Source organism: Actinocorallia populi (assembly GCF_002995495.1).
GTDB classification, from domain to species: domain Bacteria; phylum Actinomycetota; class Actinomycetes; order Streptosporangiales; family Streptosporangiaceae; genus Actinocorallia; species Actinocorallia populi.
In genome coordinates, this window is the sequence record NZ_PVZV01000002.1 from 786,932 (window position 1) to 808,244 (window position 21,313).

The 21,313-nt window shown below is 73.2% G+C and carries 15 protein-coding genes; 10 read left to right on the top strand and 5 right to left on the bottom strand.

Translation table 11 applies throughout. The features are described from left to right. The first annotated feature begins 126 nt into the window (after nucleotides 1–126). The 4 genes from C2865_RS10665 to C2865_RS10680 are packed head-to-tail and all read left to right on the top strand — an operon-like array spanning nucleotide 127 to nucleotide 4,989. The gene (locus C2865_RS10665) at nucleotides 127–1,095 is read left to right on the top strand and encodes an ABC transporter permease (protein ID WP_232835505.1); all 969 of its coding nucleotides are present in this window, start codon (nucleotides 127–129) and stop codon (nucleotides 1,093–1,095) included. Continuing rightward, nucleotides 1,092–1,988, top strand: a complete 897-nt coding sequence (locus C2865_RS10670) for an ABC transporter permease (protein WP_106398186.1) — start codon at nucleotides 1,092–1,094, stop codon at nucleotides 1,986–1,988. Before C2865_RS10665 ends, C2865_RS10670 begins: the two co-directional genes overlap by 4 nt. Continuing rightward, nucleotides 1,985–3,382: an ABC transporter ATP-binding protein gene (locus tag C2865_RS10675; RefSeq protein WP_198653151.1), complete on the top strand. Its 1,398-nt coding sequence runs from the start codon at nucleotides 1,985–1,987 to the stop codon at nucleotides 3,380–3,382. The genes C2865_RS10670 and C2865_RS10675 overlap by 4 nt, the downstream gene beginning before the upstream one ends. Beyond that, a complete protein-coding gene (locus C2865_RS10680; protein ID WP_106398188.1) occupies nucleotides 3,379–4,989 on the top strand; it encodes an ABC transporter family substrate-binding protein in 1,611 nt (536 codons plus the stop codon). Before C2865_RS10675 ends, C2865_RS10680 begins: the two co-directional genes overlap by 4 nt. Here the strand turns inward: C2865_RS10680 and C2865_RS10685 are convergent. From C2865_RS10685 to aceB, 5 genes are all read right to left on the bottom strand, one after another. Then, nucleotides 4,968–5,600 carry a hypothetical protein gene (locus C2865_RS10685; RefSeq protein ID WP_106398189.1) on the bottom strand — a complete coding sequence of 211 codons (633 nt, stop codon included), beginning with the start codon at nucleotides 5,598–5,600 and terminating at the stop codon, nucleotides 4,968–4,970. The two genes, C2865_RS10680 and C2865_RS10685, sit on opposite strands and share 22 nt — an antisense overlap. A 94-nt stretch (nucleotides 5,601–5,694) precedes the next feature. Beyond that, the gene (locus tag C2865_RS10690) at nucleotides 5,695–6,990 is read right to left on the bottom strand and encodes a (Fe-S)-binding protein (RefSeq protein WP_232835506.1); all 1,296 of its coding nucleotides are present in this window, start codon (nucleotides 6,988–6,990) and stop codon (nucleotides 5,695–5,697) included. Nucleotide 6,991: 1 nt separating this feature from the next. Further along, nucleotides 6,992–8,110 carry an FAD-binding oxidoreductase gene (locus C2865_RS10695; RefSeq protein WP_106398191.1) on the bottom strand — a complete coding sequence of 373 codons (1,119 nt, stop codon included), beginning with the start codon at nucleotides 8,108–8,110 and terminating at the stop codon, nucleotides 6,992–6,994. After that, nucleotides 8,110–9,534, bottom strand: a complete 1,425-nt coding sequence (locus C2865_RS10700) for an FAD-linked oxidase C-terminal domain-containing protein (RefSeq protein ID WP_106398192.1) — start codon at nucleotides 9,532–9,534, stop codon at nucleotides 8,110–8,112. Before C2865_RS10700 ends, C2865_RS10695 begins: the two co-directional genes overlap by 1 nt. 19 nt (nucleotides 9,535–9,553) lie before the next feature. Continuing rightward, nucleotides 9,554–11,149, bottom strand: a complete 1,596-nt coding sequence (aceB, locus tag C2865_RS10705) for a malate synthase A (RefSeq protein WP_106398193.1) — start codon at nucleotides 11,147–11,149, stop codon at nucleotides 9,554–9,556. 183 nt (nucleotides 11,150–11,332) lie between these two features. Between aceB and hflX the strand changes: the two genes are divergently transcribed. The 6 genes from hflX (at nucleotide 11,333) to holA (ending at nucleotide 20,563) form a co-directional block, all read left to right on the top strand. Continuing rightward, the gene (gene hflX / locus C2865_RS10710) at nucleotides 11,333–12,748 is read left to right on the top strand and encodes a GTPase HflX (protein WP_106398194.1); all 1,416 of its coding nucleotides are present in this window, start codon (nucleotides 11,333–11,335) and stop codon (nucleotides 12,746–12,748) included. 283 nt (nucleotides 12,749–13,031) lie between these two features. Beyond that, on the top strand, nucleotides 13,032–14,243 hold the full coding sequence (hutI, locus tag C2865_RS10715) for an imidazolonepropionase (protein ID WP_106398195.1): 1,212 nt from the start codon (nucleotides 13,032–13,034) through the stop codon (nucleotides 14,241–14,243). 255 nt (nucleotides 14,244–14,498) lie between these two features. Next, complete coding sequence (locus C2865_RS10720; RefSeq protein WP_106398196.1) at nucleotides 14,499–15,335, top strand: DegV family protein; 837 nt, start codon at nucleotides 14,499–14,501, stop codon at nucleotides 15,333–15,335. Nucleotides 15,336–16,025: 690 nt separating this feature from the next. Then, a complete protein-coding gene (locus C2865_RS40650) occupies nucleotides 16,026–16,673 on the top strand; it encodes a ComEA family DNA-binding protein (protein WP_232835507.1) in 648 nt (215 codons plus the stop codon). 658 nt (nucleotides 16,674–17,331) lie between these two features. After that, nucleotides 17,332–19,509 carry a ComEC/Rec2 family competence protein gene (locus C2865_RS10740; protein WP_157963652.1) on the top strand — a complete coding sequence of 726 codons (2,178 nt, stop codon included), beginning with the start codon at nucleotides 17,332–17,334 and terminating at the stop codon, nucleotides 19,507–19,509. Nucleotides 19,510–19,615: 106 nt separating this feature from the next. After that, complete coding sequence (holA, locus tag C2865_RS10745; RefSeq protein WP_232835508.1) at nucleotides 19,616–20,563, top strand: DNA polymerase III subunit delta; 948 nt, start codon at nucleotides 19,616–19,618, stop codon at nucleotides 20,561–20,563. The last annotated feature ends 750 nt before the right edge of the window (nucleotides 20,564–21,313 follow it).

Sequence of the window (21,313 nt, forward strand, 5' to 3'; positions counted from 1 at the left end):
GAAGGGCCGGCGGTCATACTCTTGGCGGGGGACGACCGACCGGCCCTTCGTCTTCCCTTCATCCATACCGGGACGGGCGAACGCACCGAGCCGCATCGCGCATCGTGATATCTCACTTGCTCTCTGTTGTCCGCGACGGGAGCGGTGATGCTCGTCCTGCTCGTCCGCCGCTGCTCGTCCGCACTGGTGCTGGCGGCGCTGGCGGCCAGCCTCGGCTACCTGCTGGCCGGAGCGGCTCTGGACCCGCGCGCCCGGCTGGAGGCGGCGCGGCCCCGGCCCCCGCAGCCGGCGATCGAGGCCGAGCTGACCGCGCTGAACCTCAACGACCGCACCCCGCTGCACGTCCGCTACCTCACCTGGGCCTCCGGAGCGGTGCGCGGCGACTTCGGACGCACCCTGCACGGCACCCCCGTCAGCGACGAACTGCCCCGGAGGCTTGGGACGAGCCTGCTCCTGCTGCTGCCCGGCGCGGTCCTGGGCGCGGCCCTCGGAGTGCTGCTCGGCGCCCTGTCGGTGCTGCATCCGGGGCCGGACAAGGCGCTGACGGTGCTGTCCCACGTCCTGCTGGCCACGCCCGTCTTCGTGCTCGCGGTCCTGCTGCAACTGGGAGCACAGCACGCCAACGCCGCGATGGGCGGCCACTTCTTCCAATGGGTCGGCGAGGGCACGGACCTCACCTCCCGGTTGCGGCACCTGGTCCTGCCGACCGCGACGGTGGCACTGCTCCAGGCGGCCCTCTACAGCCGCTACCAGCGGGCGCTGATGCGCGACGTCCTGGAGGCCGAGCACGTCAGGGCGGCGCGCGCCCGCGGCCTCCGGCGGCACCACGCCCTCCTCAAGCACGGCCTGCGCACCGCTCTCGTGCCCACCAGCACCTTCTTCGCCTACGACCTGGGCCTGCTGCTGCTCGGTGCGGCCTTCGTCGAGCAGGCCTACGGCAGGCACGGGATGGGTGCCTGGCTGCTGGACTCGCTGCGCGAGGCCGACCCCCACCCGGTCGCCGCCTGCGTCGCGGTGGCGGCGCTGCTCGTGCCCACCGCCACCGTCCTGGCCGGGGCCGCACACCGCCTCCTTCTCCCAGGGAGCCGTACATGACGGGCCTCACGCACTCTCTGCAGCCGAGTCCCCGCCGCCTCCGCCGTCTGCTGCGGCCCCGGCCGACCCGCCCTTCGGAGGGCGGGCCGCTGCGGCGGCTGGTCCGCGACAGGGCCGCGTTCTGCGGCGGCGTGCTGCTCGCGGTGCTGGTGTCGCTGGCGCTGGCCGGAGCCCTCGGCAGGGACTGGCGCGCCCTGGACCTGAGCGCCCTGCGCGAACCGCCGTCGGCACGGCACTGGTTCGGCACCACCGGCACCGGCCGCGACATGTTCGCCCTCAGCCTGCGGGGCATGCGCCGCTCGCTGGCGGTCGGCCTGTCCGCCGGACTGCTGGCCACCGCGATCGCCGCCCTCGTGGGCGCCTTCGCCGGCCTGGTCGGCGGGCCGGCCGACCGGCTGCTCATGGGCACCGCAGACCTCCTGCTGGTGCTGCCGGGCGTGCTGCTGGTGGCCGTCCTGGCACCCGAGGGGGCCTCATGGGGCACGGTCGTGCTGCTGCTGGCGGCCTTCCTGTGGCCGTTGACCGCGCGGACCGTGCGGGCCCAGACCCGCGCCCTCGCCGAACGCGAGTTCGTCCTTGCCGCCTTCTATACGGGCGCGTCCCGCCGCCGCGTCGTGCTGCGCCACCTGCTGCCCAACCTGGCGGGGCTGCTGAGCGCGGACGCGGCCGTGAACGTCGGCGTGGCGATCATGGGCGAGAGCGGCCTGGCCTTCCTCGGCTTCGGCGTGCGCCCGCCGGACGTGTCCCTGGGCATCCTCATCGCCGACGGCACCTCCGCGGCCACCGTCTACCCCTGGTTGTTCCTTCCTCCCGCCGTGCTGCTGACCCTGATCGTGCTGGCCGTCAACCTCCTGGGCGACGGCCTGCACCGCGCGATGGACGCCGACCGGTGACCGGCCTGCGGGTGCGCGGCCTGAACGTGGCCTTCGGCGGACGCCGGGTCCTGCGCGGGGTGTCCTTCGACGTGGAGCCGGGCGAGACCGTCGCGCTGACGGGGGCCTCGGGCGCCGGCAAGTCCGCGACGGCCCTGGCGCTCCTGGGCCTGCTGCCCCGCGGCGCCCGCGCCGAAGGCGAGATCAGGCTCCGTGGCCGCCCTCTGACGGGCCTGCGCGAACGCGACTGGTCCCGGATCAGGGGCCGCGACATCGCGATGGTCTTCCAGGACCCCCTGGCCGCGTTGAGTCCCGCGTTCACCGTGGGCGCGCAGGTCACCGAGGCGGTGCGGGCGCACGGGGCCCGCAGGGGCTCCCGGGAGCGCGCAGCGCGGCTCCTGGAGTCCGTCGGGATCCCGCACGGGCGCCACCGCGCCTATCCCGGCGAGCTGTCGGGGGGAATGCGCCAACGCGTCCTCATCGCGATGGCGATGGCCCACCGCCCCGCGGTCCTGGTCGCCGACGAGCCCACGGCCTCCCTCGACCCCCGTACCCGTGACCAGGTCCTCGACCTCCTCCAGGAACTGTGCGCGGAGAACGGGACGGGTCTTCTGCTGATCTCCCACGACCTCGAGGCGGTCCGCCGGAGGGCCACGCGGGTGCTGACCCTGCACGAGGGCCGGCTGACCGGCGCTCCGCCGCTCGGGACGCGACCGCGGCGGAAGGGCGCGTCCCAGGAGGAGGCGCGGGTGCGGGAGGCGGTGCTGACAGTGCGGGGATTGGGGTGCCTGCGAGGCGGAAGCCGGGTGCTGGACGGAGTGGAGCTGGTGGTCGGGGCGGGCGAGATCGTCGGGCTGACGGGTACCTCGGGGGCGGGGAAGACCACGCTGCTGCGGGAGGTGCTGCGGCTGGAGCGGCCGCAGGAGGGCCGGATCGAGGTCTGCGGGCAGGACGTGGCGGGACTGTCGCGGGCGGGCCGACGGGAGTCGAGGCGGCTGGTCCAGCCGGTGTTCCAGGACCCGTGGGCGTCGCTGGACCCGTGCATGACGGTGGGACGGATCGTGGCGGAACCGCTGCGGGTGCACGGGCTGCCGGTGAAGGGCCGGGTGGAGGAGCTGCTGGCGGAGGTGGAACTGCCCGCGGAAATGGCGAGACGGTACCCGCGGGCGCTCTCCGGCGGCCAGCGCCAGCGAGTGGCGATCGCCAGGGCGCTGGCCTGCTCGCCCCGGCTGCTGCTGGCCGACGAGCCGGTGTCGGCGCTGGACGCGCGGGCCAAGGCGGGGATCGCGGCGCTGCTGGCCGGGCTGCGGGAGAGGACGGGGCTGGCCTGCCTGCTGGTCTCCCACGACGAGGACGTGCTGGCGGAGCTGGCCGACCGGATCCTCGTCCTGCGGGACGGACGGGTCCGGCCGTGAGGACGCACGCCTGGAAGGCCGTCCTCGCCGTGTTCCCGCTGGCGGCCGGGGCCTGCGCCGCTCCGCAGCCGCGCATCCCGAGCGGGCCGCCGGCCCTGGCGGACCTGCGCCTGACGCCCCGCGAGCACGTCCGGGACGGGGGAGTGCTGCGCTGGCCGCTGCCGTCGTTCCCGGGGCAGTGGAACTTCAACCAGGTGAACGGGATGGACGGGGTCTCCGAGCTGGTGCTGCGGGGGCTGATGCCGTTCACCATGGTCTCCGACGAGCGGGGCGAGGTGCGCCCGCACCCGGACTACCTGCTGAGCGCGCGGGTCCTGGAGGGACCGGGCCAGGTCGTCCGCTACCGGGTGAACCCGCGGGCCCGCTGGTCCGACGGCAGGCCGCTGGGCTACCGCGACTTCGCAGCGCAGGCCAGGGCCCTGTCGGGACGGGACGGGCGGTTTCGGGCCGCGACCGACACGGGGTACCGGCAGATCGCCTCGGTGCGCAGAGGACGGAGCGACACCGAGGTCCTGGTGGCGTTCCGCGAGCCGTTCGCCGACTGGAAGGCGTTGTTCAGCCCGCTGTACCCGGCGGAGACGAACAGCGATCCGGAGTCGTTCAACGAGGGGTGGCGCGGGCGGATCCCGGTCACTGCGGGGCCGTTCAAGGTGGGCGCGCTGGACGAGGCGGGGCAGACCGTCACGCTGGTGCGGGACCCGGCGTGGTGGGGCGGCCAGGCGAAGCTGGACGAGATCCGCTTCCGCGCGCTGGCTCCCGCGGCGCGGGCGGGCGCCTTCGCCAACCGCGAGCTCGACCTCCTGGAGGCGGGCGACGACCCGGGCGCCTACCGGCGCGGCGCGGCGCTGCCCTGGGCCGAGGTGCGGCGCGCGGCGGGCCCGGACTGGCGCCACCTGACGCTGAACGCGCGGCGCGGCCCGCTGGCCGACCCGTCCGTCCGGCGGGCCCTGCTGCTGGCACTGGACCGCGGGCTGCTGGCCAGGGCCGCGCTGGAGCAGCTCGACAGCCCGGTCGAGACGCTGGGCAGCCACTTCCTGACCCTGGGGCGCTCCGGCTACCGCGACCTGGCGCCCGCGCCCGACCTCGGCTCGGCGCGGGCGCTGCTGGCAGGGGCGGAGCCCGCGCTGGAGTACGTGGTCCCCGCGGGCAACCCCGCCCACCGGGAGGAGGCCGAGCTGGTCCAGGCGATGCTCGCGCGGGCCGGCTTCCGGGTGAGCCTGCGGTCGGTGCCGCAGAACGAGCTGATCAGCGGCCACGTGCTGCGCGGGGACTTCGACCTGGTGTCGTTCTCCTGGCTGGGCACGCCCTTCCCGGTGGCGGACATGGCGTCGGTCTTCGTCCGCGGCGGCGGGCAGAACTTCACCGGGGCGGGCAGCGCGCGGCTGGACGGGCTGCTGGCGCGGGCGGCGCGGGAGCTGGACGCCGAGCGCGGGGCCGTGCTCGTGGGCAGGGCCGACGAGCTGCTGTGGGAGCAGGCGGCGGTGATCCCGCTCTACCAGCGGCCCCAGCTGGTGGTGCTCGACCGCGACCTCGTCAACGTGGGCGCCAGGGGGCTGCGGCACCTGCGGTACGAGGACATCGGGCGTTACGGCAGGGGGAGCGGCTGAGCGATCCGGTTCGTGACGAAGCGGACGTCCCAGATGTAGAGCCTGATGGCGTCGGGCCGGGCGCTCTGCGCGACGGGCTGCTCGGTGCTCACGCGGACGATGAAGGACGCCCCGGCGGGCATGTACTGGTCGACCCCGTCGGGCGAGGGCTGCGCGTCGCCGACGACGCCCACGATCTGCGACTCGGTGGGCGGGTTGCACATGCCCTCGGAGACACCCGCCTGAGGGGCGCACCTGTCGGTGCCCGCGTCGGCCGCGGGCAGGTAGAGCTGGGCGGGCGCCTCGAACGGGGCGGTCCGGCCGCTGTCGTTGGTGACCAGGTACTCGGCGTAGGCGCGGCCGGAGTCCAGGCCGGTCCGGATCGCGCCCATGGAGTAGTCGAAGTCCTCGGTGCTGGTGAACTTCAGCTGCGTCCCGGTCCGGGGGACCTTCGCCGCGGCGGGGACGTCGCGGCCCGCGGCGCCCTCCTCCTCCCCGCCCGGACGGACGAGGAACACCACCACGCCGATGGCGATCACGGCCACGACGGCGGCCAGGATCGCGGGAAGGGCCTTCCCGGAGTTCTTCTTCCTTCTGGACCTGCCGGAGGTCGCGCGGTGCGTGCCTGACAACGGTGTTCCCCAGGGTCGGTGCGGATCGTCGGGGCAGCATATTGGAACAATCGGGGATAAAACACCCCAGGGTGGTGGGAGGGGGCACAGGCCATCAGCGGGAGGGGCCGGGGCCGCCTTCTCCGGACACGCCCAGAACACCCGGGCCCAGGCCGCGCAGCGAGGCGTCGAGGACCTGCGCGGGATGCGCCACCGCCGGCTCGTGACCCCGGCGGCGCAGCGCCGTGGCGATCTGCAGGGTGCAGCCCGGATTGGCCGCCACCAGCAGGCTCGCGCCCGTCGCGGCGACGTTCGCGGCCTTGCGGTCGCCGAGCTCGCCGGCCGCCTCCGGCTGGAACAGGTTGTAGGTGCCGGCCGAACCGCAGCAGACGTCCGGATCGGCGATCTCACGCAGCTCCAGGCCGGGGATGCCCGCCAGCAGGGAGCGCGGCTGCGCCCGCACGCCCTGGCCGTGGGCGAGGTGGCAGGCGTCGTGGTAGGCGGCGGTGAGCTCCAGCGGATGCCGTTCGGCGCGCGGGCCGAGCGCGGCGAGGAACTCGCTGAAGTCCTTCGTCTTGGCGCTGAGCGCCTCGGCACGGCCCGCCCACTCCGGTTCGTCGGCCAGCAGCGCGGCGTAGTCCTTCATCGCCGAACCGCAGCCCGCGGAGTTCACGACGACGGCGTCCGCCGACTCGAAGGCGACGATGGTCGCGCGGGCGAACGCCTTGGCCTCCTCGGCACGCCCCGAGTGCAGGGACAGCGCGCCGCAGCACCCCTGCCCCTTGGGGATGAGGACGTCGCAGCCCTCCAGCGCCAGCACGCGTGCGGTCGCGGAGTTGACCTGCGGGAAGAACTCGCGCTGGACGCAGCCGGTGAGCATGCCGACGGTCGCGCGCCGCCCGCCGCGCGCCGGGACGCGCTCAGGCAGCCGGTAGGCGCGGCCCAGCGGGGGAGTGAGGCGCTCCATCGCCGCCAGGGAGGGGCTGAGCCGCTCCAGGACGGGTCGGAGGAGCCTGCTCAGACCGCTCCCTTGGTAGAGCCGCAGCGGGCCGCGCAGGGCGCGCAGGCGGGCCGGATAGGGGAAGAGTGCGAAGACGGTCTCACGGAGCGCCTGCTCGGCGCGGGTCCGCGGGTGGACGCGCTCGACCTCCTCGCGGGTGGACTCGATGAGCTTGTCGTACTGCACTCCCGACGGGCAGGACGTCACGCAGGCAAGGCAGCCCAGGCACGCGTCGAAGTGCCCGGCCATCTCGGGTGTCAGCGGAGTCCCGTCGTGGTGCTGCTGCATGAGGTGGATACGGCCGCGCGGAGAGTCCATCTCCTCGCCCCACAACACGTACGTGGGGCACGTCGGGAGGCAGAAACCGCAATGGACGCAGTCTCCGAGCAGCTTGCCGAGGTCGTCGCCCACTTCAGATACCTCCGATGAAGCGACCGGGGGAGAGCCGGTGGTCCGGATCGAACTGGTCCTTCACCCTGCGCATGAGCGACAGGGCGGGCGTGGGGCCCCAGAGGTCGAGCGTCTCGTGCAGCTCCAGGGGCGCGTGGCGGACGACGGTGGGCAGGTGCTCGCGCAGCTTGGCGACCACGCGGGGTGCGGCCTCGGCGGAGGTCCCGAGGAACCAGACGCCGGAGCCTGCAGAACCGCGCAGCCACGCGTCCCGGACCGTCAGGAGGCCGGTGAGGTCCGTGGGCTTGCCCTGGACCTCCAGCAGCACGTCGCCGTCGGGGTAGCGGCCCCACCACGCGGGCGGCGCCCCGGCGGCCGTGGCACCCGCGCCGAGCAGCGCCACGGCCTCCTCTGCGCGGGATCGCGCCGCCGTCCCCTCGAACAGCGCGGCCACCGTGCCGTCGCCGTCCACCTCGATCGCGCTGGGGACGAGATGACTGTGCAGAAGCGCGCGTACGCGGCGTGCGGGATCGCGGCCATCCGTCGCGACGTACATCTGCTGCTCGGGGAGAGGATGCAGCCGGAAGGACGCCTTGACGATGAGTCCCAGCGTGCCGAACGAGCCGGTGTAGAGCTTGCCGAGGTCGTACCCGGCGACGTTCTTCACGACCTTGCCGCCGGACTTCACGATGGTGCCGTCCGCGCGGACCACCGTGATGCCGATGAGGAGGTCGCGCGCCGTGCCGTACAGGAGCCGCCGGGGGCCCGCGGCAGCCGTCGCGACCAGGCCGCCGACGGTGGAGGGGAACGGCGAGTCCAGCGCGAGCTGCTGGCCCGTCGTGCGCAGGACGTCCTGGAGAGACCGCACGGGCAGGCCCGCCTCGACCGTCACGACGAGGTCGCCGGCGGCGTGCTCGACCACCCTGTCGAGCTTGCGGGTGTCGATGACGACGTCGCAGGCGCGCGGCGCGGCGCCCCAATGGACGCGGGTGCCGTTGCCGCGCGGGACGACCGTCAGGCCCTCCTCGTGCGCGACCCGCATGACGGCCGCGGCCTCCGCGACCGTCGACGGCTCGACCACGTACCTGGGGCGGACGCCCAGGACGGCGTCCTCGTCGGTGACCGGGCGGGAGTCGAACATCAGAACAGCTCTCCGTCGGGGGAGCCCTTGCGGACGCGCGGGATCTCGCCGCACAGGCGGGGGGTGGGGAAGACCTTGCCGGGGTTGCACAGATTCGGCGGGTCGAACGCGCAGCGGACCATCTGCATGGTGTCGAGGTCGGCCTCGGTGAACATGCGGGGCAGGTACCGCGCCTTGTCCACGCCGACGCCGTGCTCGCCCGTGATGGAGCCGCCGTGCGCGATGCACAGGTCGAGGATCGCGCCCGAGACCAGCTCGGCGCGCTCGCCCGCGCCCTCCTCGGCGTCGTCGAACAGCACGAGCGGGTGGAGGTTGCCGTCCCCGGCGTGGAAGACGTTGGCGACGCGGACGCCCGACTCGCGGGACAGGCGGTCGATGTCGGCCAGGACCTCCGGCAGGGCCGTGCGGGGGATGACGCCGTCCTGGACGATGTAGGCGGGGGAGATGCGGCCGACGGCGGCGAACGCCGACCTGCGGCCCTTCCAGATGAGGGCGCGGTCGGCGTCGTCGCGGGCCACGCGCTGCTCGAACGCGCCCGCCTCCTCGCACAGCAGCCGCACCCGGGCGAACTGCGAGGCGACCTCGGTCTCGGGGCCGTCGAGCTCGACGATGAGCACCGCCGCGGCGTCCGCCGGGTAGCCGCAGGCCACCGCCGCCTCGGCCGCCTCGATCGCCAGGGCGTCCATCATCTCGACCGCGGCCGGGACGATGCCCGCGCCGATGATCGCGCTGACCGCGGCGCCCGCCGTCTCCACCGAGGGGAACGCGGCCAGCAGCGTCTCCACGGCCTGGGGGATCCGGGTGAGCCGTACCGTGATCTTCGTGGTGATGCCGAGGGTGCCCTCGGCGCCGATGAACGCGCCCAGCAGGTCGTAGCCCGGCCCGTCGCCCAGGGTGGTGATCTCGCCCTCGGGGGTGACGATCTCGCAGGCCAGCACGTGGTTGGCGGTGAACCCGTACTTCAGGCAGTGCGCGCCGCCGGAGTTCTCCGCGACGTTCCCGCCGATGGAGCAGATCTGCTGGCTCGACGGGTCGGGCGCGTAGTAGTAGCCGTGCGGGCGCACCGCCTTGCTGACGTCCAGGTTGATGACGCCCGGCTCCACCACGGCCCGCTGGTTGTCCGGGTCGACCTCCAGGATGCGGCGCATCCGCGAGGTGACGACCAGGACGCCGTCGGTACGCGGCAGGGCACCGCCGGACAGGCCGGTGCCGCTGCCGCGCGCGACGTAGGGAACGCCCGCCTCCACGCACTCGCGCACGACGAAGGCGACCTCCTCCGCCGACCCGGGCAGTACCACCAGGCCGGGGGAGGCCCGGTGGTACGTCAGCCCGTCGCACTCGTACGTGCGCAGTCGGACGGGATCATCGATGACGGATTCCGGCCCCAGCCGGTCGCGGAAACGCTCGGCCAGCCTCCGGAGCATCGGCTCTCCCTTCTCGGCACTACGGGAAGCGGACGTAGGCCGGGGTGGTGAGGAACTCGCTGTACTCGTCGGCGAGGGTGACCTCCTTGAAGAGGGCCACCGCCTCGTTGTACCGCTCGGAATTGTAGGCGTCGCCCATCTCCTCCTGGATCTTGGCCAGCTCCTCGTCGAGCAGCGTGCCGACCAGCTCCCGGGTGATGACGGTGCCGTCGGGCAGCTTGACGCCGTTGTAGATCCACTGCCAGACCTGCGAGCGGGAGATCTCGGCGGTCGCCGCGTCCTCCATCAGGTTGTGGATCGCCACCGCGCCCGAGCCGTTCAGCCACGCGGCCAGGTAGCGCAGCGCCACGTCGATGTTGTTGCGCAGGCCCGCCTCGGTGATCTCGCCCGGGGTCTTGTCGACCGACAGCAGGTCGGCGGCCGAGACCCGGACCTCCTCGCGCAGGCGGTCGCGCTGGTTGGGCTTGTCGCCCAGCACGCCGTCGAAGATCTCGCGGCAGACCGGGACCAGGTCGGGGTGGGCGACCCAGGAGCCGTCGAAGCCGTCGCCGGCCTCGCGGGTCTTGTCCGCGCGGACCTTCTCGAACGCGACGCGGTTGACGTCCTCGTCCTTGCGGGACGGGATGAACGCGGCCATGCCGCCGATGGCGTGCGCGCCGCGCTTGTGGCAGGTGCGCACGAGCAGCTCGGTGTAGGCGCGCATGAACGGCGCGGTCATCGTGATGGCGTTGCGCTCGGGCAGGAGGAACTTCTCGCCGCGGGAACGGAACTTCTTGATGACCGAGAACAGGTAGTCCCAGCGGCCGGCGTTCAGGCCCGCGGAGTGGTCGCGCAGCTCGTAGAGGATCTCCTCCATCTCGAACGCGGCCGGGATCGTCTCGATCAGGACGGTGGCGCGGATGGTGCCGCGCGGGATCTCCAGGGCGTCCTGGGCGAAGTTGAAGACGTCGTTCCAGAGGCGTGCCTCCAGGTGCGACTCCATCTTCGGCAGGTAGAAGTACGGGCCCTTGCCCTTGGCCAGCTGGCGGCGGGCGCTGTGGAAGAAGTACATGCCGAAGTCGAACAGCGACCCCGACATCACCTTGCCGTCGACGGTGACGTGCTTCTCGTCCATGTGCCAGCCGCGGGGGCGCACGACGATGGTGGCGAGCTCCTCGTCGGGCTTGAGGGCGTAGGTCTTGCCGCTCTTGGCGTCGGTGAAGTCGATCGTGCGGTCGAGGGCGTCGCGCAGGCTGAGCTGGCCCTCGATCATGTTGTCCCACAGGGGGGTGTTGGCGTCCTCGAGGTCGGCCAGCCACACCTTGGCCCCGGAGTTCAGGGCGTTGATCGTCATCTTCCGGTCGGTGGGGCCGGTGATCTCGACCCGGCGGTCCTCCAGGCCGGGGGCGGGCTCGGCGACACGCCAGGTGTCGTCGGCGCGGACGCCCGCGGTCTCCGGGAGGAAGTCCAGGGTGCCGCCCTGGTCGATCGCCTCCTGGCGCTCGGCGCGCCTGGCCAGCAGCTCCAGGCGGCGCTCGCCGAACTCGCGCTGCAGGGAGCCGACGAACTGCAGGGCCTCGGGGGTGAGGATCTCGTCGAAGCGCTCGTTGGTGGGTCCGGTGACCTCAACGCCCATGATCGGGACCTTCCTTTTTCACCAGGTGAAAACTTACTTCTGAGTAATGAAAAGACTAGCTCTTCCAGGAGGCGTGCTCCAAAGCGGGGGTGGGGAAACCCAGGTGAACTTTCCGGGCCGCGCGTGGCAGGCTGGAAGCGGAAGAACCCGCAGCTGTCCGGTGTTGGTACAGCCAGGAGGAACATGACTGAGTTCGATTCGCGCCCGTTCGACGACCACGAGACCACCGGGGAGTACGACCTCGCCGACCGGCACGCCCTGCGGCGGGTGGGCGGCCTGTCCACCGAGCTGCGGGACATCACCGAGGTCGAGTACCGCGCCCTGCGGCTGGAACGGGTCGTGCTGGTGGGCGTCTGGACCGAGGGCACGCTCGAGCAGGCCGAGAACTCGCTGCGCGAGCTGGCCCTGCTGGCCGAGACGGCCGGCTCCGAGGTGCTCGAGGGCCTGATCCAGCGGCGTGCCAAGGCCGACCCGGCCACCTACATCGGCTCGGGCAAGGCCGAGGAGCTGGCGGACACGGTGCTGGCCACCGGCGCCGACACCGTCATCGCCGACGGCGAGCTCGCGCCCTCGCAGCTGCGCACGCTCGAGGAGATCTGCAAGGTCAAGGTCATCGACCGCACCGCGCTGATCCTCGACATCTTCGCCCAGCACGCCAAGTCCCGCGAGGGCAAGGCCCAGGTCGAGCTGGCCCAGCTGGAGTACCTGCTGCCCCGCCTGCGCGGCTGGGGCGGCAACCTGTCCCGGCAGGTCGGCGGCCGGGCGGCCGGCGGCGTGGGCATCGGCGGCCGCGGCCCCGGTGAGACCAAGATCGAGCTGGACCGGCGGCGCATCCGCACCCGGATGGCCAAGCTGCGCCGCGAGATCGCCGAGATGTCCAAGTCGCGGGTGACCAAGCGCGCCACGCGCCGCGCCCGGCAGGTGCCGTCGGTGGCGATCGCCGGCTACACCAACGCCGGCAAGTCCTCGCTGCTCAACCGGCTGACCGGGGCGGGGGTGCTGGTGGAGAACGCGCTGTTCGCCACCCTGGACCCGACCGTGCGCAAGGCGGCCACGCCCTCGGGCAGGCCGTTCACGCTGACCGACACCGTGGGGTTCGTCCGGCACCTGCCGCACCAGCTCGTCGAGGCGTTCCGCTCCTCCCTGGAGGAGGTCGCCGAGGCCGACCTGATCCTGCACGTGGTGGACGGCTCCGACCCCGAGCCGGAGGCGCAGATCGCCGCGGTCCGCCAGGTGATCGCCGAGGTGGAGGCCGCGGACGTCCCCGAGCTGATCGTGATCAACAAGGCCGACGCGGCCGACCCCATGGTCGTCTCCCGGCTGCGGCGCGCGCACCCGCGCAGCGTCGTGGTCTCGGCGCGCACCGGCGCGGGCCTCACCGAGCTGATGGAGCAGGTCGAGGCGGAGCTGCCGGAGTTCGACCGCCGGGTGCACGTGCTGGTGCCCTACGCGCAGGCGGCGCTGGCCGCCCGCGTGCACGCCGAGGGCGAGGTGCTCAAGACCGAGCACCGCGACGAGGGCACCGAACTCCTCGCCCGGGTGCCGATGGCGCTCGCGGTGGAGCTGGAGGGCTTCGAAGTGGCTCCATCGGGTCACTAAAGGGCTACATGTAGCGCGTTCGGGCCCCGTCGCGGGCCCGTTCGCCCTATGGTCGTGAGGAACTTTCCCGGACCGTGCCACGTTTGTTGTCAAGAGGTTGTATGGCGGGCCTGACGTGCACTACCGTGACGAAACCGATATCTCCGGTCTCGTCGCTCCCGGTGCTCAGCCGAGCACCGGTCGGTAACCCGCCACCCGGCATCCAGTCGGACGGCACGAACGAGAGCAGGTGGCTCTTGACGTCCGGTCGATCCCTCTCAGCGGACGGTTCGGTGACCCAGCCATGACGGTGCGCCTGCTGACGAACATCGGACGGCTCTGGACGGGCACCGATGTCTGCAGCAATGCCGCGATCCTCATCCACAAGGACCGCATCGTGTGGGCCGGACAGGCATCCGACCTCCCCTCCAGCGTGCCGGGCGTCATCGACGACATCGTCGACGTCGACCACGTGGAGAACCTCGGCGGCGGACTCGTCACCCCCGGGCTCATCGACGCCCACTCCCACCCCGTCTACGCCGGCAACCGCTGGGCCGAACTGGCGATGCGCACCAGCGGGGCCAGCCCGCAGGAGATCGCCTCGGCGGGCGGCGGCGTCGGCTCCACCGTCACCGTCACCCGCGGCACCGACCCCTGGACGCTGTGCAACAGCGTGCGCGAGCGGCTGCGCTCGTGGGTGCTGTCGGGCACCACCACCGTCGAGGCCAAGACCGGCTTCCACCTCACCAGGGACGGCGAGCTCGCCGACATCCGCATGCTGCGCTCGCTGGAGAACGAGCCCGCCATGCCGCGCATCCACGCCACCCTCCTGGCCGCCAACGTGCTGCCTCCGGAGTACTTCGGCCGCCGCCGCGACTACGTGGAGGCCGTCCGGCAGTGGACGGCCGACGCCGCCGCGGCCGGCGCCGACAGCGTCGACGTCTACTGCGACGAGGGGCACTTCACCGCCGACGAGGCGCGCATCATGCTCCACACGGGCCGCCAGGTCGGTCTGAAACCGCGCATCCACGCCTGCATGTCCGACCGCAGCGGAGCCGCCCAGGTCGCCGCCGAGACCGGCTGCGCCTCGGCCGACCTGCTCACCGAGGCCTCCGACGAGGACATCAAGGCGCTCGCGCACGCCGGCGTCACCGCCACCGTCTGCCCCGGCAGCGCCCTGCGCGGCGGCCGCAAGCCGCCGGTGCGGGCCATGCTCGACCGCGGCGTCACCGTCGCCCTCGGCACCGACCACAACCCCGGCGAGTGCGGCATCACCTCCATGCCGCTGGTCGTCGGCCTGGCCGTCGCGATGTTCGGCATGAGCGTCACCGAGGCCCTGCGCGCCGCCACCATCGGCGGCGCCGCCGCCCTGCGCGTCTCCGACCGAGGCACCCTCTCCCGCGGCATGTACGCCGACATCGTCCTGTGGGACGCCGACCACGAGGGCGCCTTCGCCTGGGCGTACGGGCTGCGCGCCCTGCGCGTCTGGCGCGGCGGCACCCCCGTCCAGGCCTGAACCCCGCCGCAGGGCCCGTCCATGCGGGTCTTCGTCCCGCCGTTCCCGGGACGTTCGTCATGTCCTGGAGCCGTGTTCGTCCGGGCGTTCCGTTGCGTTCCCACGGGCTCGGCGCGCAGTTCCCGCGGACGTGCGGGCAGGTCCCCGCGAGCACGGCGTCTCATGCTTCGGATTCATTGCGGAGGACCGGAATCGGCAGCGCCTCGGTCACGTTGACGTGACGAGGGGTTAACGCTTTCTGGGTACGGTGCGGGCATGGGTGTTGCGATAGTCACGGATTCTTCCGCTCATCTGCCTCCCGAGCTGATCACGCGGCACGACCTGGAGGTGGTCCCGCTCCAGGTGATCATCGGGGGCGCCGCCTACGACGACGGTTTCGTCACCACGGACGACCTGGCGGAGGCCATGCGCGCATGGCAGCCGGTGTCCACCTCCCGCCCCTCGCCGGAACGTTTCGCCCAGGCCTATAAGGCGGCGGCCGGCACCGGAGCGACCTCCATCGTCTCCGTCCACCTGTCGGGCACGATGTCCGGCAGCCTGGAATGCGCGCACATCGCCGCGGAGGAGGCGTCCGTCCCCGTCCGGGTCGTCGACAGCCGCACCATCGGCATGGCACTCGGCTTCGCCGCCGTCTCCGGCGCGCTGGCCGCCGCGGAGGGCGCCTCGCTGGACGAGGTCGAGGCCGTCACCCGCCGCCGCGCCGAGCAGAGCAGCACGCTCTTCTACGTCGACACCCTGGAGTACCTGCGGCGCGGAGGCCGCATCGGGGCCGCCGCGGGCTTCCTCGGCACGGCTCTGCGCGTCAAGCCGCTGCTCCACCTCTCCGAGGGCCGGATCGCCCCCCTGGAGAAGGTCCGCACCTCCTCACGCGCCCTCTCCCGCATGGAGGAACTCGTCCTGGCCCGCGCCGGTGACGCGGAGGTCGACATCGCCGTGCAGCACGTCGCCGCCGGCGCCCGCGCCGAGAGCATGGCCAACCGCCTCCGCGACAAGATCCCCAACCTGCGCACCCTCCACGTCACCGAGGTCGGCCCCGTCATCGGCGCCCACGTCGGCCCCGGCACGCTCGGTGTGGCGGTAAGTCCTCTCTGAGCCGCTTCGGCGGCGTTCGCGGCTGCGGACGGCCGCTCGTCCTGCGGCTCGGCCGGCCGGTGCCGTGTTCTCACCTGGCCATCCACAGAATCGTGTTCGGTGATTTTCCGGATGCGGAGGGTGTCTAGCGTCGGGGTCATGAGCAGACGTGCCGACACCGGGGAACACCGGTTTCCCGCGCCGAGCCCCTCCGGCGCACACCCGGACGACCCTCCTGCCGCGTTTTTACGAGCGGGTCCGCAACCGCCCAGGTCCTTCCGATCCCGTCCGGAGGAGACGCGTTCCGTCGTCTGGGAGGAAGACGCCGCGTCGCGGAACCTCCCGTCGGAAGGTGCTCCGTGGGGCGACGGTGAGCCGTGGCAGCTTTCGTCAGGGGTTTCTCCATTGAACGCGGAAGGGGAGCGGAGCCTTTCGGGGGAGAGGCCGCCGTGGGACGACGGACGACGCCTGCCCGCTTCGGCGCCGTTCGGCGATGAACGGCGCCGCCTGCTGGAAGAAGGCCTGGGCGGTGGGGAACCGGTGGCCGGACGTCCACCCGTGTCCGGGGAGGTGCGTTCCGCTCACCGAGGCGGGGAGCCCCTGCCACGGCGCCTCTCGCCGGAAGGGGTGCCGTGGGAGGAGGAGCGTCGCCGATCGCCCCTCTCGGCGCGGGGGGCTTCTTCCCTTCGGGCGCGGGGCGGCATCGGGGGCGTGCTGGAGCGCTGGGATCCCGGCATCACCGGAGGACGGGCGCTGGCCGTCGTCGCGGTCCTCGCCGCGTTGGCCTCCGGGGTCCTGCTGTGGGCGAGCCGCCCCGAACCCCAGCCCGTCCCCCTGGCCTCCACGCCACCCGAGCCGGCGTCCGCCACGACCCTGCAGGCACACCCCGTGGCGGCGCCCACCACCACACCGTCGGCAGACCCGCTGGTGGTCCATGTCACCGGCGACGTCCGGACGCCCGGCATCGTGACCCTCCCGGCGGGATCCCGCGTCGCCGACGCGCTCAACGCCGCGGGAGGCCTGCGCAAGAACGGCAAGGTCGGCGCCGTCAACCTGGCCCGCAAGCTCACCGACGGCGAACAGGTCATCGTGGGCTCCGAGGCGCCCGTCCTCCCGCCGGCCCTCTCCGCCCCCGGCGCCTCCGCCCCGGCGGCCCCCACCGCCCCCGTGGACCTCAACACCGCGACCCTCGACCAACTCCAGCAGCTCCCCGGAGTGGGCCCCGTCCTGGCCCAGCGCATCCTCGACCACCGCGCCGAACACGGCTCCTTCCGCACCGTCGACCAGCTCCAGGACGTCACCGGCATAGGCGAACGCCGCTTCGCCGACCTGAAGGACAAAGTCCATGTCACCGGATGACCCGCCGCCCCCGCCCGTCGACCTCCGCCTGGTCGCCCCCGCCCTGGCCGTCTGGTCGGCGGCCTTCCTCCTCCTGCCCGCCCCACCCGTCCTCGCCTACGTGGCAGCCGCCCTCTGCGGACTCCCCGGCCTGCTCCTGCTCATCCGGCCGCCGACCACCCGCCGCTCCCCGGGAGAAGGGACACCGCTCCCACACCACCCCGAGGCCACCCCCGTCCCCGGCACACCGGACAGCGCCCAGAACACGGACACGGAACAGCAGCCCCGCCATACGGCACAGCAGAACCGCCCTTTCCCCCACCTCGCGAACCGCCCGGAAGGAGCACATCACGGCGCCCCGGCGAAAGGAACGGCCCGCACGACGTCCGGTGCTGCGCAGGAACAGCCGCCGCAGCGGCCTGGCTGCGCGAAAGAGCAGAGCACCCGCTCCACCCGCAGTGGTCGTGGTGGGTTGGGGGCGGCGACTTGTGCGTCGTCGGGCGGTGAGCAGGAGCGCTCGGGACGTTGGCTTGGTCGCGTAGGTGAGCGGGGCGTGCGGCTTGTGCGCGGTCGTGGTGGGTCGGGGGCGGTGGATTGCGCGTCGGGTGGTGGGCAGGGGTGTTCGGGGTGTGGGCCGGGGGGAGCGGGTCGGCGGATCGGAGTGCGGGGGAGAGGCGGGGTGGGGCGAGGGCTGGTGGGGGTCGTGCTGGTTCTGGGGGCGGCTTCGGCGGTGGGCACGGGGCTGCGGGTGGAGTCGGTGCGGGGAGGGGCGGTGCGGGCGGCGGCGGAGCGGGGGGCGAGCACGGTGGTGGAGGTCGTGGTGAAGTCCGAGGGGAGGGTGACGGGCAAGGGGGTGGTGGTGGTCGAGGGGCGGGCGGTCTGGGCAGGGGTCGGCGGCGGGGTGCGGGTGCGGACACCGGTGGTGGTGCTGGCGCGGCAGGGGAAGTGGCGGGAGGCGGAGAGCGGGCAGCGGATCCGGACGCGGGGAAGGCTGGCGGTGCCCGAGCGGGGGGAGCTGCTGGGGGCGGTGGTGCTGGCGCGCGGTGACCCCGAGGTGGTCCAAGAGGCCGGGTCCGCCCAGCGCGCGGCGACGCAAGTACGTGACGCGCTGCGAGAGGCGGTGCGGGGTCTGGAACCGGGCGCGCGGGGGGTCGTGCCCGCCATGGTGCTGGGCGACACCGCGGGGATCGACGCGGAGCTGAAAGAGGAGTTCGTACGGGCGGGGCTGGTGCACTGCCTGGTCGTCAGCGGGGCGAACTTCTCGATCCTGGTCGTGGTGGTGCTGTGGACGGGACGCAGGGCGGGGCTGGGCAACCGCGCGGGAGCGGTGCTCGCCGGGGGAGTGGTGCTGGGCTTCGTCCTCGTGGTGGGGATGGAACCCAGCGTGCTGCGCGCGACCGTCATGGGCCTCATCGGGTTGGCGGCCGTCTGCACGGGCCGGGAACGCCAGGGAGTGCCCGCACTGGCGGCGGCGGTCATCGTGCTGGTCCTGGCCGACCCAGGACTGGCCCGCTCCTACGGGTTCGCCCTGTCGGTGACGGCCACCTCAGGGCTGCTGCTCCTGGCCCCCCGCTGGCGGGACCGGCTGGCGGGCGCGGGCCTGTCCCGCCGGCTGGCCGAGGCGACGGCCGTCCCCCTCGCGGCGCAGGCCGCCGTCGGCCCGATCCTGGTCCTGCTGGCGGGCACGGTCAGCCTCGTCGCCGTCCCCGCCAACGTGCTGGCCGCCCCCGCCATCGCCGTCGCGACGGTCTGCGGCTTCCTCACGGCGGCCGTCGCCCCGTTCTTCCCCGACCTCGCGACCCTGACAGTCCGCCCCGCCGGCTGGGCCGCGGGCTGGGTCATCACGGTCGCCCGCGCTTTCGCCGCGGTCCCGCACGGCACGATCCCCTGGCATCAGGGCCTGCTCGGCGCCCTCCTCCTGACCGCCCTCACCGCCGCCCTGGCCGTGGCCGTCCGCAACCGCTCCTTCCGCAGGCTCACCGCCGCGGCCCTCGCCGGTCTGGCGCTGGCCGCCGTCACCTTCCGCTTCACCGCCCCCTCCTGGCCTCCCCGCGACTGGCGTCTCGTCGCCTGCGACGTGGGGCAGGGCGACGCCCTGGTCCTCCACGCGGCCCCCGGCCAGGCCGTCGTCGTCGACGCGGGACCCGACCCCGTTCTGGTCGACCGCTGCCTCTCCCGCCTGTCCGTCCGCGCCGTCCCCCTCCTGTTCATCACCCACCCCCACGCCGACCACCTGGCAGGCCTCCCCGGCATCACCCGGAACCGCACCCTCTCCACCCTCGTCCACACCCCGCTCACTCCCGCCGATCCCCAGCTCCGCGCCCTTCACGCCGCAGGCCTCCGCCCCGCCGCCCGGTTCCCGGCACCCGAGGCGGTCCGGCGATCGGGGAAGGGCCGGGTGCGGGTGACGGGAGCGGCGGCCGGGGAGAGGCTGCGGGCGGGAGAAGTGGAGATCGAGGTGCTGGCGCCGCGGAGCGGGCGGGAGGTACTGGAAGGAGCGGGGGGAACGGAGGTCAACAACGTGAGCCTGGTGCTGGTGGCCCGGTGGGACGGGCTGACCGTGCTGCTGGGAGGCGACCTGGAGGAGGAGGGGCAGCGGGCGTTGCGAGGCCTGGTGCCCCAGGTGGACGTGCTGAAGGTCCCCCACCACGGGAGCGCGCGCCAGGAGCCGGCCTTCCTCACCGAGGGCCGACCGCGGGCGGCCCTGATCTCCGTGGGCCGGGACAACGACTACGGCCACCCCTCGGAGCGGCTCCTGGGAATGCTGCGCGGAATCCGCGTCTACCGAACGGACCGGCACGGAGACATCGCGGTGACCGCCCCGAGCGGCGGACTCGAAATCGTCACCCGCTCCTGAACACGCCCCCGGGCCGCAGGGACGGCGGACGGGGGGAAGGCGGGAGGAAGGTGAAGGCGGGAGGAAGACGGGTGGGGCGGGGGAGCGGGCGTGCCATGCTGGGGGGGTGGATGTGGTGACGTTGGTGGTGGGGGACGAGGAGCTGCTGGCCGAGCGGGCGGTGGCGGAGGTCGTGCAGGAGGCGCGGCGGGGCGACCCCGGCACCGAGGTGGTCGATCTGACACCTTCGACGCTGGAGCCGGGGCGGCTGGTGGAACTGACCTCGCCCTCGTTGTTCGGCGGCGGAAAGGTGCTGGTGCTGCGGGGGGCGCAGGACCTCGGAAAGGACCTGGCCGCCGAGGTCACCGCGTACGTGAAGAACCCGGCGGACGACATCGTGTTCGTCCTGGTGCACGCCGGGGGCGTCAAGGGGAAGGCGCTGCTGGAGGCGTGGACCAAGGCGGGAGCGCGGAAGATCGCCTGCCCGAAGATCACCAAGCCGGGGGAGCGGCTGGACTTCCTGCGCGCGGAGATCCGGCGGCTCGGCGGCACGATCAGCGCGGGCGCCGCCCAGCAGCTCCTGGACGCCGTCGGCAACGACCTGCGGGAGCTGGCGGCGGCCTGCAGCCAGCTGGTCGCCGACACCGGCGGGAAGATCAACGACGCGGCCGTCGCCCGCTACCACCGGGGCAGGGCGGACGTCAGCGGTTTCACCGTCGCGGACCTGGCCGTGGAGGGCAGGCTCGGCGAGGCGCTGGAGCAGCTGCGCTGGGCCCTGGCCACCGGCGTCGCCGCCGTGCTCATCAACAGCGCCCTGGCCCAGGGCATCCGCGGCCTGGCCAAGGTCAGCGGCGCCCGCGGCAAGAGCTTCGCCCTGGCCAAGGAACTCGGCATGCCTCCCTGGAAGATCGAGCGCCTCCAGAAGCAGATCCGCGGCTGGACCCCCGACGGCATCGCCCGCGCCCTCATCGTCGTCGCCGAGACCGACCAGGCCGTCAAGGGCGGCGCCGCCGACGCCTCCTACGCCCTGGAGAAGGCGATCAAGGAGATCGTCGCCGCCCGAACCCCCCGCTGACCGTTCGTCCGTCTCGCCGTCGCGGCATGCCCTGACCCGCCTGCCGCGCCGAACTCCTCAAGGCGAAGACGACCGCGCCGGAGGACCCGCGTTCCACCGACTCCCGCGCCCGGAGAGCCACGGCCCCGAATGCCGCTTCCGCCAGGGGATCCGGGGCGCTCTCACCAACCGTCTGAAGGCCCGCCCGTCACAAGCATCCGGCTCCGGACAGCCTGTTCCCGAATGTTGTTTTCGCCGGGGTTCCGCGGTATCCCGTCAGCTGCTGAAGGCTTGTCCGTCGCGGAGGTCCGGCTTCAGGCGACCTTCCCCGACTGCCGCTTTCGCTCAAAAATCCGCGGTATCGCCACCGGCTGTGTGGAGATCCGTTCGGTGCGGAGGTCCGGCTTCGGGCGGTCTGTTCCCGCACCATCGGAGTGATGGCACGGGGCGTCGGACCGTCCGGGGCCGGCAGGGCGGACCAGGGCGTGCGGGAACTCACTCTGCTCGGGCGGATCCACGGATGTGGTTCGCGCGTCCGAGGGGTGTGGAAGCGGGGCCCGTCCGTCCAGGATCGGTGGGGCAGGCGCGCTGATCACGGCGTCACTCCTGGACGGTGCCGGGGAGCGGTTGGGGGAACGGGTTGCGGGTGGGGGAGTTGGTGGAGAGGGTAGGGGCATGGCAGAGGCGAGACTTGGTGTTGACCTGGGACGTGTGGTGGTAGGGGCCAACCGGAACGCCCAAGGGAGGGTTTTTCTGGATGATCCGCGGCAG

Bases quoted from the DNA above. Each gene is read 5' to 3' on its own strand.
- hutI (WP_106398195.1), top strand. From the start codon at position 13,032: ATGACGGTGCGCCTGCTGACGAACATCGGACGGCTCTGGACGGGCACC.
- C2865_RS10695 (WP_106398191.1), bottom strand. From the start codon at position 8,110: ATGTTCGACTCCCGCCCGGTCACCGACGAGGACGCCGTCCTGGGCGTC.
- aceB (WP_106398193.1), bottom strand. From the start codon at position 11,149: ATGGGCGTTGAGGTCACCGGACCCACCAACGAGCGCTTCGACGAGATC.
- C2865_RS10700 (WP_106398192.1), bottom strand. From the start codon at position 9,534: ATGCTCCGGAGGCTGGCCGAGCGTTTCCGCGACCGGCTGGGGCCGGAA.
- C2865_RS10670 (WP_106398186.1), top strand. From the start codon at position 1,092: ATGACGGGCCTCACGCACTCTCTGCAGCCGAGTCCCCGCCGCCTCCGC.
- C2865_RS10720 (WP_106398196.1), top strand. From the start codon at position 14,499: ATGGGTGTTGCGATAGTCACGGATTCTTCCGCTCATCTGCCTCCCGAG.
- hflX (WP_106398194.1), top strand. From the start codon at position 11,333: ATGACTGAGTTCGATTCGCGCCCGTTCGACGACCACGAGACCACCGGG.